This window comes from Kitasatospora sp. GAS1066B (genome assembly GCF_041262605.1).
Taxonomy (GTDB): domain Bacteria; phylum Actinomycetota; class Actinomycetes; order Streptomycetales; family Streptomycetaceae; genus Kitasatospora.
The window spans coordinates 220,280-235,499 of record NZ_JBGCCO010000005.1 but is presented as its reverse complement, the minus strand read 5'-3'; the positions used below and the strand labels follow the sequence as shown (position 1 = coordinate 235,499).

Annotated in this window: 11 protein-coding genes; 5 read left to right on the top strand and 6 right to left on the bottom strand. The window is 71.2% G+C overall.

Features of this window, described 5'->3' with window-relative positions:
• Positions 1 to 9: 9 nt before the first annotated feature.
• Both ABH937_RS07500 and ABH937_RS07495 read left to right on the top strand, forming a co-directional pair.
• Positions 10 to 1,965 (top strand): sigma-70 family RNA polymerase sigma factor, encoded by a 1,956-nt coding sequence (locus tag ABH937_RS07500; protein ID WP_370217637.1) that lies wholly within the window; start codon positions 10 to 12, stop codon positions 1,963 to 1,965.
• A 219-nt stretch (positions 1,966 to 2,184) separates the two neighbouring features.
• Positions 2,185 to 3,213, top strand: coding sequence for an NAD-dependent epimerase/dehydratase family protein (locus ABH937_RS07495; RefSeq protein WP_370217636.1), 1,029 nt, complete (start codon positions 2,185 to 2,187; stop codon positions 3,211 to 3,213).
• 212 nt (positions 3,214 to 3,425) lie between these two features.
• On the opposite strand, the gene ABH937_RS07490 is transcribed toward ABH937_RS07495, so the two are convergent.
• From ABH937_RS07490 to ABH937_RS07465, 6 genes are all read right to left on the bottom strand, one after another.
• Positions 3,426 to 4,184 (bottom strand): DUF4239 domain-containing protein, encoded by a 759-nt coding sequence (locus tag ABH937_RS07490; RefSeq protein WP_280688216.1) that lies wholly within the window; start codon positions 4,182 to 4,184, stop codon positions 3,426 to 3,428.
• 38 nt (positions 4,185 to 4,222) lie between these two features.
• On the bottom strand, positions 4,223 to 5,374 hold the full coding sequence (locus ABH937_RS07485; RefSeq protein ID WP_370217635.1) for a family 2 encapsulin nanocompartment cargo protein polyprenyl transferase: 1,152 nt from the start codon (positions 5,372 to 5,374) through the stop codon (positions 4,223 to 4,225).
• A 110-nt stretch (positions 5,375 to 5,484) separates the two neighbouring features.
• Positions 5,485 to 6,909, bottom strand: coding sequence for a family 2B encapsulin nanocompartment shell protein (locus ABH937_RS07480; protein ID WP_280688220.1), 1,425 nt, complete (start codon positions 6,907 to 6,909; stop codon positions 5,485 to 5,487).
• A 216-nt stretch (positions 6,910 to 7,125) separates the two neighbouring features.
• Positions 7,126 to 7,677, bottom strand: a complete 552-nt coding sequence (locus ABH937_RS07475) for a methylated-DNA--[protein]-cysteine S-methyltransferase (RefSeq protein WP_370217633.1) — start codon at positions 7,675 to 7,677, stop codon at positions 7,126 to 7,128.
• A gap of 47 nt (positions 7,678 to 7,724) precedes the next feature.
• Positions 7,725 to 9,506, bottom strand: coding sequence for a beta-galactosidase family protein (locus ABH937_RS07470; RefSeq protein ID WP_370217631.1), 1,782 nt, complete (start codon positions 9,504 to 9,506; stop codon positions 7,725 to 7,727).
• A gap of 137 nt (positions 9,507 to 9,643) precedes the next feature.
• Complete coding sequence (locus ABH937_RS07465; protein WP_370217630.1) at positions 9,644 to 10,873, bottom strand: M23 family metallopeptidase; 1,230 nt, start codon at positions 10,871 to 10,873, stop codon at positions 9,644 to 9,646.
• 177 nt (positions 10,874 to 11,050) lie between these two features.
• Here ABH937_RS07465 and ABH937_RS07460 point away from each other — a divergent pair, with 177 nt between their 5' ends.
• The 3 genes from ABH937_RS07460 to ABH937_RS07450 all read left to right on the top strand — a co-directional run bounded on the left by ABH937_RS07460 (position 11,051) and on the right by ABH937_RS07450 (position 15,117).
• On the top strand, positions 11,051 to 11,908 hold the full coding sequence (locus ABH937_RS07460; protein ID WP_280688228.1) for a polysaccharide deacetylase family protein: 858 nt from the start codon (positions 11,051 to 11,053) through the stop codon (positions 11,906 to 11,908).
• A 240-nt stretch (positions 11,909 to 12,148) separates the two neighbouring features.
• A complete protein-coding gene (locus ABH937_RS07455; protein ID WP_280688229.1) occupies positions 12,149 to 12,562 on the top strand; it encodes a hypothetical protein in 414 nt (137 codons plus the stop codon).
• A complete protein-coding gene (locus tag ABH937_RS07450; RefSeq protein ID WP_370217628.1) occupies positions 12,562 to 15,117 on the top strand; it encodes a tetratricopeptide repeat protein in 2,556 nt (851 codons plus the stop codon). Before ABH937_RS07455 ends, ABH937_RS07450 begins: the two co-directional genes overlap by 1 nt.
• Positions 15,118 to 15,220 lie beyond the last annotated feature (103 nt).

Sequence of the window (15,220 nt, the reverse complement as noted above, 5' to 3'; positions counted from 1 at the left end):
GTCGGGAGGATGAACCCCCGTCTGGACCCCACCGCGGCGTTCGACCAGCTGCTGGACGGCCTGTACACCTACTGCCTCTCGGTCCTCTGCGACCGGCGGGCCGCGCTCGCCGCGCTGGACGAGGCCCGGCACCTGGCCCTCGCCAGCGCGGACCGGCTGGCCGACCCCGGGCTGTACCGGGCCTGGCTGTACTCGCTGGCGCGGTACGCCTGCGTCCGGCGGCTGGCCGCCGCCGGTGACGCCCTGGCCGACACCACGGCCGACACCACGGCTGGCGCCGCGGCCGACGCTTCGGCTGATGCTTCAGCCGAGGGCGCGGCTGCCGCGCCGGCGGCGGGCGGCGGTGACCCGGCGCGGCTGGGCGAGCTGGCCTGGCCGGAGGCGGCCGGCACCACCGCCGAGCAACGTGAGGCGCTGGAACTGGCGTTGCGTCACCGGCTCACCCCGCTGGAGGTGGCGGCGGTGCTCGGGATCGACGCGCAGGCCGCCCAGCAGCTGCTCGCGGACGGCCGCGCCGAGGTGGAGCGGACCAGGCTGGCGCTGCTGGTGCTCGGCGTCGGCAGCTGCCCCGAGCTGGGCCGGCTCGGCGGCGCGGGCGCGGACCACTGGCGCTCCTGGGTGCTCGGCCCGGCGCTGCGCCGCGAGCTGGTGGGGCATCTGGTCAGCTGCCCGACCTGCCGGGGCACCGCGGAGCGGGTCGGCGCGACGCTCGGCGCGGTGGGCGGCGGCCCGGCCGGGCTGCCGCTGCTCGCGGCGCCGGTGCAGCGCGCGGCGTCCGGAGGTTCGCCTTTGACGCCGGAAGTCGGCCCGGTCGACGTTCCGAGCCCGCCGCGCGCCGGCCGTCCCGCTCGGCACGCCCGCGCCGCGCGGTTCGACGAGCGCGGCTTCCCCCGGCACCGGGCGCCCGGCCTGCTGGAACGCCATCGCCCGGGCGGCGATCTGCACGAGCGTGCCGTCCTGGTCCGCCAGCGGGCGCTCACCACCGGGGTGCTGGCCGCCGTGCTCAGCGCGCCGCTGGCCGCGCTCTGGCTGTCGCACCGGGACGGGTCCGCCACGGCCACCACGGCTGCGGTCTCCTCGGTCCGGGTGTCGGACGGGACGCCTGACCCGAGCCTGGGGGCGCCGCCGAGCGTCTCCGCCGCGCCGGCGCCGACCCCGGGTGGCGGCCGGCCGCCGGTCAGCGCGCTGGCCGCCGCGGTCGTGCGACCGGCCGTGCCAGCTGCTGGTGCTGCTGCGACGGGTGCAGAAACGTTGCTGCCGAACGTGCGGGGCGTCGCCGTCCCGGTCCCCGCCGCGGGCGCCGTGGCGCTCAGCGACCCGGGCCTGCACAGCGTCCCGGTCCCCAGTTCGTCCACCGGACCGGTCGCGCAGCTCACCGTCGAGGCCGGCGCCTACGGCAGCCGTACCGTGCTCACCCTCACCAACAGCGGCGACGTGCCGCTCGACTGGCGGGCCGTGCCCGACTGCGACTGGCTACGCCTGAGCCGTGACGCGGGCACCCTGGCGCCCGGCCAGCGGATCACCGTGACGGTCACCGTCGACGAGCAGCGCGCGCCGAGCGGTCACTGGACGGCCACGATCGCGCTGCCGCCGTCCGAGGCCGTGGTCACGCTGGCCGGCGACAGCGGCGGGGCGCCCTCGCCCACTTCCAGTCCGTCGGCCTCCTCCCCCACCTCGGCCCCCAGCGCCAGCGCGAACCCCAGCGGGGTGGCCAGCCCCAGCCCCTCGGTGACGCCCACCGCGGGCAGCAGCGCGAGCAGCGCGCCGAGCAACAGCGAGAGCCCGAGCGCGAACCCGACGTCGGGCCCGTCGGTCACACCGAGCTCGTCCGCCCGCCCGAGCAACTCGCCGAGCGCCGCGCCCACGCCCTCGCCGAGCCCCTCCGGCAACGCGCCCAGCCCGATCCCCAGCCCCGCTCCGACCTCCGCCACGTCCCACTCCTCGCCCTCGTCGCCCGCACGCTGAACCCCCGGAAACGCCCAGTGATTCCTATGACTCCCCCGAGGCGGAACTTGTTGCACCGGCCGATGAGAAAGCAATGAGGATGTGGCCGAAGCGATACACAAGGCCTGCGCGGAACGTCATGACGGACTGTCAGCCGGCCTTGGACGATCCGCTCTCGGCGGATCCGCCGTAGGCGAACGCCCCGCTCCGGATCGGCCCCGGGTGGGCAGGATCAGCGGCATGCGAATCCTGATGCTCGGCGGGTCGGTCTTCCTCGGCCGTGCTTTCGTCACCGAGGCCCTGGCCAGGGGCCACCAGGTGACCACCTTCAACCGCGGCCGGTCCGGCCCCGATCTGCCGGGCGCCGAGGCGGTCCGCGGCGACCGCGACAGCGACCAGGACCTGGCCGCGCTGGTCGCCCTGGCGCCGGGCCCGGAGCGGGCCTGGGACCTGGTGATCGACACCAGCGGCCAGCAGCCGCACAGCGTGGCGCGCTCGGCCCGGGCGCTGCGCGAGCACGCCGGGCGCTACCTCTTCGTCTCCTCCGTGCACGCCTTCGCCGACTGGCCCGCCGCGCCGGTCGACGAGGACTCGCCACTGCACGCGTGCCCGGCCGACTCGCCGCCCGGCCTGCCGTTCGGCAACGCGCTCAAGGCGGGCTGCGAGCGGGCGGTGACCGAGCAGTTCGGCGAGCGCTCGATCGTGCTCAACTGCGGCCTGCTGATCGGGCCTTACGAGAACATCGGACGGCTGCCCTGGTGGCTGGAGCGGATCGCCCGCGGCGGCCGGGTGCTCGCTCCGGGCCGGCCCGGGCTGCCGATCCAGCTGATCGACGCCCGCGACTTCGCCGTCTTCGGCCTCGACCTGGCCGAGCGGGGCGCGAGCGGACGTTACGTGACCACCGCGCTGCCGGGGTCGAGCACGTACGGCGAGCTACTGGCCGAGTGCGTGGCCGCGACCGGCTCCGACGCCGAGCTGAGCTGGGTGGCCGACGACCGGCTGCGCGCGGCCGACATCGAGAGCTGGAGCGAACTTCCGCTCTGGGAAGCTGAGTTCGACGAGGACGGCCGACCGATCGGGATCTGGCAGGCGGACAGCCGCAAGGCGCGGGCGGCCGGCCTGCGCTGCCGCCCGCTGGCCGAGACGGTGCGCGACACCTGGGCCTGGATCCAGCAGCGCGGGCCCCGCGACCAGCCGTACCTCCAGGGCACCGAGCCGCTCGGCATCGACTCGGCGAAGGAACTGCGGATCCTGGACGGGGAGCCCTGACAGCCCTGACATGACGGCGGTTGCGGGGAGTCGGCCGGGCCGACTTCCCCCAACCCCCGGGCTGCGCGGGCGCAGCGCGGCGGGGGCCGCCGCTCCCCGGAGCCGTCGGAGGCGGGCGGCGCGGGGGGGGCGCCCCCCCCCCCCCCCCCCGGGCGGGGGGGCGGGGGGGGGGGGCCGCCCCCCCCCCCCCCCCACCGCCGTGCTGCTCGGGCTCAGCGCGGCGGAGGCAGCCGCTCCAGGAAGACTTCGAAGGCGGTCGGCTTGATCGCGGTGACCCCGGTGAACGGGAAGTTCATCTCCTTGATCACCAGCAGCGAGATCACCACCAGCCCACCGAGCGAGAGCACCATCAGCGAGTGCGCCAGGGTGTTCGGCAGCCCGAAGAGGAAGGTGAAGCCGACGGTGAGCACCCCGCCCGCGATCAGTGCCACCCAGAGCAGCGCCGGGACCTCGTCGTCCACCTCGTTCAGCCGGGCCCGGCGCTCCGAGGCGAGGTCCTCCAGGTGGGTCACCGCGTGCTCGTAGAGGACCTGCTGCTGGGCGCCGTTGGGGTTGATCGAGAAGACGCTGGTGCGCATCTGGTAGACCAGCTCGGTGGCCTGCGGGCTGCTCTCGTGCTTGGCCATCTCCGGCCACTCGGTGTCCATCACCGTCCGCGCGTAGCTGAGGGTCTGCTGCTCCAGCTGCGGGCCGAGCGGCGCGGGCAACTCCCGCGAGATCCAGTAGATTCCGGCGACCGCGTCGGCCTCCTGGAAGGTGGTCCGGCGGGCCGAGTCGTTGTTGTTCCAGACCGTGACCACCACGAAGGCGAGCAGCACGGCGTAGATCACCCCGACCGCCGCGAAGATGAACCCCGCGACGTCGTTGTGCGCCTCCCGGACGTGGTGCGGGATCCAGCGTTGCAGCAACTTGAGGAGGACGGCCAGCAGGGCCATGACTATGAAGACGGTGCCGATGTCCATCAGGCTCATGACGGGTGGTCCCTCGGGTCCCTTGGAGAGTGTCGGGCTCAGCGGTTGCGGCGGGTGACCAGCTCGGCCAGCGCCAGCAGGTCGTCGGCCGCCGAGGGCTCCTGGACGGCGACCGAGAGGTGCTCGATGGCGGCGGCCATCCGCTCGCAGGACTCCCCCTGCGCCCAGGCGCGGCCGCCGGCCAGCTCCACGGCCGCGGTGGCGCGGCGCACCTCGTCGGCGGTGAGCGGGCGGTCCAGCGCGTAGATCTCGGCCAGTTCCTCGCCCGCCGGGGTGCCCGAACCGAGGGCCGCCACCACCGGCAGCGACTTCTTGCGGACCAGCAGGTCGGCGCCGACCGGCTTGCCGGTCACCGCCGGATCGCCCCAGATCCCGATCAGATCGTCGATCAGCTGGAAGGCCAGCCCGATCTCGCGGCCGAAGGCGTCCATCGCGGCGGCCCCCTGCGGGCCGGCGCCGCCGTACAGCGCCCCGATCGCGCAGGCGGCGCCGAGCAGCGCGCCGGTCTTGGCCTCGGCCATCGCCAGGCACTCGGCCAGCGAGACGGTGCTGCGCTGCTCGAAGGCGCAGTCGGCCTGCTGGCCGTCGCAGAGCTCGACCACGCAGTGGGCCAGCCGGCGCAGCGCGTCGCCGGCCGCCGGGTGGCCGTCCTCGGCGAGGGTGCGCAGGGCCAGCGAGTGCATGGCGTCACCGGCCAGGATCGCCTCGGTCGTCCCGAACACCCGCCAGGCGGTCTGCCGGTGACGACGGGTCTGGTCACGGTCGATCACATCGTCGTGCAGCAGCGTGAAGTTGTGCACCAGCTCGACGGCCGCGGCGGCCCTGGTCACCGTCCGGGCGACCTGCTCGGCCGGCGTGCTCCGGTCGGCGCAGGCCTGTGCGGCGGCCAGCACCAGCGCGGGCCGGATGGCCTTGCCGGCGTCCGCCCCGGACGGGGTGCCGTCCGCCTCGCGCCAGCCGAAGTGGTAGGCGGCGACCCGGGCCATCGACTCGGGCATGCTCTCCACCGCGGTCCGCAGCGCCGGGTCGACCACCGCCCGGGCGCGGGCCAGCAGCTCGCCCGCCGGGTCCTCGCTGAACGGCGTGGTTCCGACGGGGGGTTCGGCCCGGGCTGCCGGTACGGTGCCGGCCTGCTCGTGTTGTTGGCTCTGGTCCTTGAGTGGTTGGTCGTTGAGTGTTTCGATCCCCATGGTCGCTGGTCCCCCCAGAAGTCGGGCACGAGAAAGCAGCGGGCAACACCGTGGAGGCTGCCCGCCGACCGCCCCGGGACCTTCGCCCGGGGCGGTCGCAATGGCACGACTCAGCTGCGCGGTCGGGCGATTTCCACGTTTTCCAGCACGCCGATGGCGTCAGGCACCAGAATGGCCGCCGAATAGTAGGCGCTCACCAGGTAGGAGATGATCGCCTTCTCGTTGATGCCCATGAAACGCACCGAGAGGCTGGGCTGGTACTCGTCGGGAATGCCGGTCTGGTGCAGGCCGACCACGCCCTGGTTGTCCGCGCCGACGCGCATCGCCAGAATCGAGCTGGTGTGACCGTCCACGATCGGGATCTTGTTGCAGGAGAGGATCGGCACCCCGCGCCAGGAGGGCACCTGCTGGCCCTGAAGGTCGACGGTGCCCGGGTAGAGGCCCCGGCTGCTGCACTCGCGGCCGAAGGCGGCGATGGCCCGGGGGTGGGCCAGGAAGACCTTGGTGCCCCGGCGACGGCTGAGCAGCTCGTCCATGTCGTCGGGGGTGGGCGGACCGGAGTGGGTCTGGATCCGCTGGTCGTACTCGGCGTTCTGGAGCAGACCGAAGTCGCGGTTGTTGATCAGCTCGTACTCCTGGCGCTCGCGCAGCGCCTCGATGGTGAGCTTCAGCTGCTCCTCGATCTGGTTCATCGGCTCGTTGTAGAGGTCCGCGACCCGGCTGTGCACCTGCAGGACGGTCTGCGCGACGCTCAGCTCGTACTCGCGCGGGGTGAGCTCGTAGTCCACGAAGGTGCCGGGCAGCTCGTGCTCGCCCTCGTGGCCGGCGGCCAGCGCGATGTCGGCCTCGCCGTGCTTGGTCTGCGGCTTGTCGACGTCGGCCAGGAACTGCAGGATCTGGGTGCGCAGCGCCTCCGAGCGGTCCGCGAGCTCCTGGAAGGCGGGCCAGGCGAGGGCCAGCGCCGTGCCGGCGGTGGCGGCCCGGACGGTGTACGGCCAGAGGCCGTCGGCGGCGGTCAGCGCCTCGTCGCCCAGGTGGTCGCCGTCGGCCAGCACGCCGACCACGGCCTGGTCGCCGTACTTGCCGGAGCCGACCTTGTTGATCTTGCCGTGCGCGATCAGGAAGACCTCGTTGATCGGCTGGCCGGCCTCGCAGAGCACCTCGCCGGCCCGGAAGTCCCGCTGGACGAACCGGGCGGCCAGCTCCTCCAGCAGGGCGTCGTCCTCGAGGCCGCGCAGCACCGGCACCTCGCGGAGCGTGGGGGCCAGCACCCGCACCTCGGCCCCGGTCTTGATGAAGCCCACCCGACCGCGCCCCACCGCGTAGCTGAGCCGGCGGTTGACGCGGTACGTGCCTGCGGACACCTGGACCCAGGGCAGCACCTTGAGCAGCCAGCGCGAGCTGATGCCCTGCATCTGCGGCGTGGACTTGGTGGTGGTGGCAAGATTCCGAGCCGCGGCGGTCGCAAGACTCTGCTGCTGATTCTCCGACGAGCTGCCGGGTGCCGGAATACCGACATTGGTCTCAGTGGTCATGACGGGGCCCTCCCCCAGAAAAATGATGCGGACTGCTGCATTCCAGCCTGGGGCCCCGACGATCACAACGCAATCACTCGGATGGGTGATTGGATGGTCGGATTAATAAGTACGATTAGCTATTCTGCTCGAATTCCGGTTCGAGGAATTCCGGACAGGATCGTTCCTTCCGGCCACCGCGATCGCACCGTTTCGTCCGTCGTCCGCAGTCCGTCGTCAACTCGGCCCGTCCCAGTCCAGGGTCGGCGCCAGCCAGCCCTCCAGGGTCAGCAGCCAGCGCTTGACGTCCAGCCCCACCCGGCCGTTGCCGAACCCGCCCAGCCCGACCGAGGCGACCACCCGATGGCAGGGCACCAGCACCGGGAGCGGGTTGGCGCCCATCATCTGCCCCACCGCCCGGGCCGCCAGCCCGGGGCTCTCGGCGACGCTCTCGAACACCCCGCTGCGTTGGGCCAGACGGCCGTACGTGATCGTCTCGCCGTACGGCACCGTCCGGTGCAGCGTCGCCAGCACCACCTGGTGCGGGCCGCCGGCCAGCCGCCAGTCGAGCGGCAACGCCAACTCGCGGCGCTGCCCCGCGAAGTACTCCGCGAACTGCTCGATCACCGCCGCCACCCGCCGCGGCTCGGCGCAGCGCGGCCCGCCCTCGGGCACGCTCTCCGGCGTGAAGTGCACCGCCGCCACCCCGAGCCCGGTGACGCCGACGGTGAGCGGCCCGGTCGGCAGCGGGCTCGGCACGGTGATCCACTCGATCGTTCCGTCGCTCATGACCGCCTCGGTGTGTTCTCCATGCACCCAGCCTAAGCGGCCCGCGGTCAGGCCCGATCGGTACCGCTCAGCCGGTCCAGCACGGGCTCGTCCACCAGCTCGAGCCCCGCCCCGCGCGGCCCGTGCAGCTCCAGCAGCACCAGCTCGTTGGCACCGGGGCGGAGCAGCGGGCCCGGCAGGTAGAGGGTCTGCTGCGGGCCGATGTCCCAGTAGCGGCCGAGCAGGAAGCCGTTGACCCAGCAGAGGCCCTTGCCGTGGCCCTCGGTCAGCACGAACGCGTCCGCCGGACGGTCCACCTCCAACACCGCGCGGCGGAGCACCGGACGGTCCGCCGGCTCGCCGCTCTGCGAGGGCGCCGCGACCGCCCGGCCCGGGTCGGCGAGCGGCAGCCCGAACATCTGCCAGCCCAGCAGCAGTTGCTCGCCGAGCCGGACCCCGCCCGCGATGCCCTTGCGATCGGCCAGCTGCGGGCCGTAGTTGACCCGTCCGAGGTTCTCCACCAGCAGTTCCAGGCGGGCCCCGCCGGCCGGGATCGCCAACTCGACCGGCCCGCCGGTGAGTCCGGTCCGGTCCAGCACGCCCACCGGCCGCCCGTCCAGGAAGACCTGCGCGCGGTCGCCGAGCCCGTCCACCACCAGCTCCGCCGCCTCGCGCGGCCCGCTGACCCAGGTGCGGTAGAGCACGAAGCCGTAGGACTGGTCGAGCTCCTCCATCGCCAGTGGGGCGGCGGCCTGGACCGGGGCGGCCAGCTGCTCGGCCAGCTCCAGCAGCGGTACCGGCGGGCCGAGTTCGAGGATCCGCGGTGCCAGGAACGTCACCTCGGTGTCGTCCGGCAGCGGCGGCAACTCGGTGTAGCGGCCGAGCACTTCGCGAAACGCCCAGTACTTGTCGGTCGGGCGGCCCGCCTCGTCGAGCGCGGCGTCGTAGTCGTAGCTGGTGATCGTGGGCTTCAACAACCCGTCCGTCAGGTTGGCGCCGTTCAGGTAGCCGAAGTTGGTGCCGCCGTGCGCCATGTAGAGGTTGACCGAGGCCCCGGCGGCGAGCAGCTCGTCCAGCACCCTGGCCGCGTCGCCCGCGTCCCTGGTGTGGTGCGGCGCGCCCCAGTTGTCGAACCACCCGTTCCAGTACTCCATGCAGACGGCGGGCCCGTCCGGCAGGTACTCGCGCAGCACCGCGAAGCTCTCCGCCACCCGGTCCCCGAAGTTGACCGTGGGCAGCGCGTCCGCCAGCGTGCCGCCCTGCAGCGCCGGGTGGGTCGGCCCGTCGGACGTGAAGAGCAGGCAGCCGGCCCCGCGCCGCCGCAGCCCGTCGGCGAGGTGGCGCAGGTAGGCGGCGTCGTTGCCGTAACTGCCGTACTCGTTCTCCACCTGCAACGCCAGCACCGGGCCGCCCCGTTCGGCGAGCAGCGGCAGCAGGCGCGGCAGCAGCACGTCGAACCACCGGTCGACGGCGGCCAGGAACGCCGGGTCGGCGCACCGCAGCCGCATCGACCGGTCCTTGAGCAGCCAGGCGGGCAGCCCGCCGAACTCCCACTCCGCGCAGATGTACGGCCCCGGGCGGAGCAGCACCTTCAGCCCGTGCCGCTCGGCGGTCCGGACGAACCGCTCCACGTCCAGGAACCCGCTGAAGTCGTAGTGCCCGGGCCGCGGTTCGTGCAGGTTCCAGGGCAGGTACGTCTCGACGGTGTTCAGCCCCATCGCCCGCAGCAGCCGCAGCCGGGCGGCCCACTGCTCGGGGTGCACCCGGAAGTAGTGCAGCGCGCCGGAGAGGATCCGCAACGGGCTGCTGTCGAGGGTGAAGCCGTCCCGGTCATAGGTGAGGCTGGACATCGGCGGCGAACTCCTCGGGGTGCGGGAACGGCGGACGGTGGCCATGCTCGCGGACGGGGCGTGTGGTGCGGGTTAACGCCGGTCCAGCAGACCATGGACCATCGGCGCACACCGGACGGCGCGCGGCACCGGTTGCCTCAGCGGTCCAGTCGCCGCCCGCGTCGCAACTCGCGCGCCGGACGGGTGGCAAGGCGCAGGGGTACCGGGGTGACGGTGTCCGCGGTGCGGGCCTCGGCGTGCAGGTGCAGGTGGGGCTCGGTGGTGTTGCCCGAGTTGCCGACCTCGGCGAGGGGTTGGCCGACCGTCACCCGCTCGCCCTCGGCAACCAGCAGGCTGCCGACCCTCAGGTGGGCGAGGATCAGCACGACCTCCTCGTCGGCGGCCGTGCGCAGGATCAGGTGGTTGCCGTACGCCGGCTGCGGCTGGAGCGCTCCCGGCTCGAACGGGTTCGCCAGCACCGGCTGGTCTGCGTGGCCGTCGACGGCCAGGACCACCGTGGCCTCGCACGGCGCCGCGACCACCGCGCCGTACGCGCGGTAGGCCGTCAGCCGGCGGGGCGCCAGGCCGCGGGCCCGGGCGCCGAGTCGGCCCAGGCAGAGCAGGTCGAGGGCGTACCGCTGGGTCGGGTGGGCGGCATGGTGGTTGACGGACTTTCCGCCGCCCTGGCCGACCAGCACCCGGCTGCCCGGTAGCGGGTTGGCGATCAGCAGTGGGGTCCGCTCGGCCGGGGCCTCGCGACGGCCGGACAGCGTCGAGACGGCGGCCCACCCGGCGAACACCGGGCCGCCCAGGTAGGTCCAGAGCAGATGTCCGGTGGGCAGGCCGGGCAGCCGGGTCATCGCGAGGACCAGCGCGCCGAGGACGACCGCCGCGAACACCGCTCGGAGGTACTGGCTCGCCCAGCACCACGGCGCACTCAGCCAGAGGACCACCAGCATCGCGAGGCTGATCAGCAGGCCTGGAAGCATCAGGATCCGGCTGTCGACCAGCGCCGAGCCCACCGCGATCAGTGGGACCCCCAGGGTCGCCAGCATCAGCACCGCCAGCTGCAACAGTGCCTTCACCCGCTGCCCGACCGAGCGCGGCCGGTCGTCCAGTTGCGGCTCCAGCCAGAGCCGGCTGATCAGCCCCTGTTCGTCCACCGCTATCTCGGCCCGCAGCACCCCGCGCGGGCAGTCCACCCGGTAGGTCCCCGCCGCCTCGTCCGGCCTGATCGACCCCAACCCGCCGAACTCCTTGCGGATCCGGTCACGGATGCCTGTGAGTTTCGCGGCCCCGACCTCCGCCACGAAGCCCGGGGCGAAGAGCGCGTGATCAAGGCGCGGCCCAGTCAGATAATCTCGCAGGCGGTCCTGCTCAACACCCATACCAGTCATTCGCGCGTTCCCCCCAGTCGACGCCGACGGCCGACCCGACCGCCGCCTCAGTCTCATCGAGGGCCCGCTGTCGATCAAGCCCAACGCCCAGCGGACTCCCAGGAACTGTTCGGGTTCACACGGCGTCGACTCAGATGTATCCGTCCCCGCCTGCCCTGAGGTGCCGCCATGCCGATAGCCCGGCCGTCCCAGCCGTCCGACTCGTCCCTGCCCTCCCGCCGCCGCCTGCTCGCCTGGACCACCATGGGCGCGGCCTCACTCGCCTCGGCCGCGCTGGCCGGCTGCTCCGACTCGGCCCACGCCCACGGCGCCGCCCCCGCCCAGGACGCCTCCCCCTCCGACTCGTTCTCCCCGGCCGCGCCGGTCGATCCGCAGGCGGCCTCCGGCCTGCCGAGCCCCGCGGCCGCCTCCCCGGCGGCGGTGCGTACCAAGCCCGTCTTCAAGGTGCACGACCTGCTGCCGAACGCGCCCACCGACGCGGTCGCGCTGACCATCGACGACGGCCCCAGCCCGATCTACACCCCGCAGATGCTGGCGCTGCTGCGCAAGTACGACATCAAGGCCACCTTCTCGGTGGTCGGCAGCGAGGCGCACGCGCACAAGGACCTGATCCGTCAGATCGCCGCCGACGGGCACACCGTGGCCAACCACACGATGACCCACCCACAGCCCTTCTCGCACCGCACCGCCGCCCAGATCGAGCAGCAGATCGTCGACGCCCAGTCGGTCATCGTGGACGCCGGCGCCCCGGCCCCCACCCTGTTCCGCTCCCCGGGCGGCGACTGGTCCCCGACCGTCTTCGCGACCGTCGCCAAGTACGGCATGACCCCGATCGACTGGGACGTCGACCCGCGCGACTGGAACCGCCCCGGTGTCCCGCACATCACCGAGAAGCTGATGGCCGCCCACCCGGGCGACATCCTGCTCTGCCACGACGGCGGCGGCGACCGCTCGCAGACCCTGGACGCGCTGAAGACGGTGCTGCCCGCGCTCAAGGCGAAGGGGTTGAGCTTCGTGACGCTCTGAGGCCCGACCTGACCTGTCTTTTCATCAGTTGAGCCGGGGCCCCGGCTCAACTGGCCGCTGCTGACAGCGGGACAGGTCCCCCGCCTCCTGGGAGTACAGCTGGCATCAGGCGCAGTTCTCGCATGCCGAAAATACGAATTCCACCGGCCCCGATCACGTCAGCCCGCGAGGGCGACGGGATGAGGTTTCGTCGTGCTATAAAGCGCTGACGATGCGTCATTTTCTAGGGCAGGGAGTCAGTTGTCCGAATTCGCCAAGCGCGGCCTCGCCGGGGTTCTCAGCGCCGTCGTAGCAGCAGTGACAGGCATCGCTACCAAGCAGGCCACCGACAGGCCAACTCTGAGCTGGATCGTCTTCCTGGTCTCACTTGTCACCGTTGGTGCCGCCCTGCAGTACTACCTGACTTACACGGAGGGCAGCTCGGCGACGGTAATCGCCGCCGGCCCGGGATCGGTCGCGATCGGTGGCTCCTCCCATGCTCCGATCAAGGCCAGGGCAAGCCAACGACGAGAGGCCATCGCACCGTCAGTGCCAACCAAGGGCGTTATGGCGGCGGGCGCCGGCGCTGTCGCGGTGGGTGGGGACGTCGCAGCCTCCATCGAGTCGGAGAGCATCGAGTCAGGCACCGCTAGCGCCCGCCACGGGACGATCTGATGCGTCCACGAACCAGTGAAGCCAGCGGTGCCGCCGCCGTTTCGATCAATGGTGACCCCTCTGCGGCAATCATGACCAGCCCCACAATCGTGTTCGTCCAGGCGCCTCCGAACGAAAAGTCGACTACTCCGTCCAGCGGTAGCATCGTTCGCCCATGCCTACTCCCGCCCGAGGTCCCCAACTTCACGGGCCGGGAATCGGAACTTCAGGCCGTAGGGGCCGGAGCCACATCACCCTGCCAGGCACCGCCAGTAGGCATCACGACGATCACTGGCAAGCCGGGCGTTGGAAAGACCAGCCTGGCGGTGCACATCGCCTACAGCGCGCGCTCCGCCTATGCCGATGGCGATCTCTACATGGACCTGCGCGGTCTGGACACCGAGCCGGCCTCGCCCGAGGAGGTCATGGGCCGCTTCATAAGAGCGCTCGGGAGCCCGGAAGAGGACATCCCGACCGACCCGCAGCTACGAGCCGACGCCTACCGGAGCGCCCTCGCCGACCGACCGCTGGTGATCGTCCTGGACAACGTGAGCGACGAGGGCCAGGTACGCCCGCTGCTCCCTCCGGGAAACCGTGCCTTCATGCTCGTCACCAGCCGGAATCCACTCCGTGGCCTTCAGGGCGTCACCCGCATCGATCTAGACATCTTTCCAGTCGCCACGTCGCTTGACTTTCTGGCGCAAATCGTCGGCGAGGACCATGTGTTTGGCGACGTCCCGAGCTCGCAGCGCGTCGTCGACGCCTGCGGCCACCTGCCCCTAGCGCTTCGCATCGTCGCGAACCGGCTGGCCTCGACCAGGGGCATGCGTATGGCTGACTGGGCGTCAGCTCTGGAGGACGAGCGGCACAGACTGTCAGCGTTGAAGGCCGGGGACCTGGAGATCAGGGCGGCCTTCAATCTCTCGTACCGAAGACTCGGAAAGCCCGCCAAGCGGGCATTCAAGCGGCTCTCACTCGTACCTGGCGAGGACTTCGGCGCGGGACTCTGCTCAGCACTCATGGACTGCACCGCAGGAGAGGCGCAGGAGCTGCTGGACAAACTGCTGGACACAAGTCTCATCGAGTCGGCTGCCAGCTATGGCAGATATCGATTCCACGATCTGATCAAGAGCTTCTCGCGCGGCAAGTTCCTGAAGGACTCAGGCAAGAAGGGTGAGGCACCGACACGGCGCATGCTTGCCTGGCTAGGGAACTCCGCGGCCAGAGCCCACTTCGCCGTCACCGGGAAACTGGAATCAGCCGGCAAACCCTCTGGACACACCGCACCGATCGACTCCAAGGAGTCGGCTCATCGCTGGGCTGACGATGAGCTGCCGAACGCCACCGCAGCAATCGCAATACACCTGGGCAGGAAATCTGCCGAACATGCAGCACTCCTAGCCCTCCATCTGTACGCCGTCTGTGAGACCCTCGGCCGCTGGCAGGCCTGGGAGGAGGTGTCCAGCCGTGGCTTCGATGCCGCCGAGGCACTTCGAAATGACGGCTATAAAGCTTTCTTTCTCTTCGCGCGAGCCAACCTCGCCCGCAGCAGGCGGGAGTTCCCGGCAGCTCTAGCGATCGCTCGTGATGCATACGAGTTGGCCACCGCGTCCAAGAATCCTCTGGCCGTCGCCCCGGCTGCCAACATCCTGGGCTGTCTCCTGCTCGACTGCGGCGCGCCCGCCGAGGAGATCAACCCGTACCTGCAACAGAGCCTCGATCTATATGAACAGCAAGGGAACGAGCACGGCGTCAGTACGGTCATCTACAACCTTGGGACGATTAACCGCGCCAGCGGCAAGTATCGCGAGGCGTTCCAAGGGTTCCAACATGACCTGCAGTCCTGCAAGAAATCCGGTGACGAGCCAGGGATGGCCGAGACACTCAATACCTTGGCACTCGCATACGTCGACAGCGGACAGTTCAACGAGGCCGAGGCTCTACAGCGGCAGGCGCTTGAGCTTTCCAAGCACCTCGGAAATCCGCACCTGATGAGCACAATCATGAACGACCTTGGGCTTACTCTCCGACGGCTAGGGAAGCTGGACGAGGCTCTGGAGATCCATTTGGAGGACATCGAGCTTTCACAGCAATCCAGGAATGATTCGGGCGCGGCACTGGCGAAAGCGAACGCGGCCGCAACGCTTTACGTGCTCGAGAAAGACAACGAGGCTTTCGAGCTGTTCAATGCTGCAATCTCCGCTTTCACCCACCTGGGAGACCAGAAACGGCTCGCCAACACCCTGGTAGCCCAAATCCCACTCCTCTTCGCCCTTGGCCGAAGGTCGTATGCGGAGCAGAGTGCAGCCGAAGCAATCACCATCATGAAGGAGTTCGGCGACCTTCAGCATCTCGCGGGCGCCTACCAGGTTCTGACCTGTGAATATGACGAGGCAGGCGAGTACGAGCGCGCGTGGGACTACGCGCAGCTGGCACTCGGCCTCATCGCCTACCTCTCCCCGTTCATGCGCCGTACGACTCTGGCGGTGGCCCTCGGCGTGGCGGAAAGCCTCGGACTCATCGATCAGACTGCCGACTTGAAGCAGCGACTGCAGGCCCTACCCAGAACAGAGTGAGCTCCAGCCGATCATCCCGGCCGGGCCTGCTCCAGCACCCCTCCTGGAGTCAGTCTGGTGGACTCGGCTGAACCGGCGCGGCCGGCTGCGCCGTAGTGCGAGG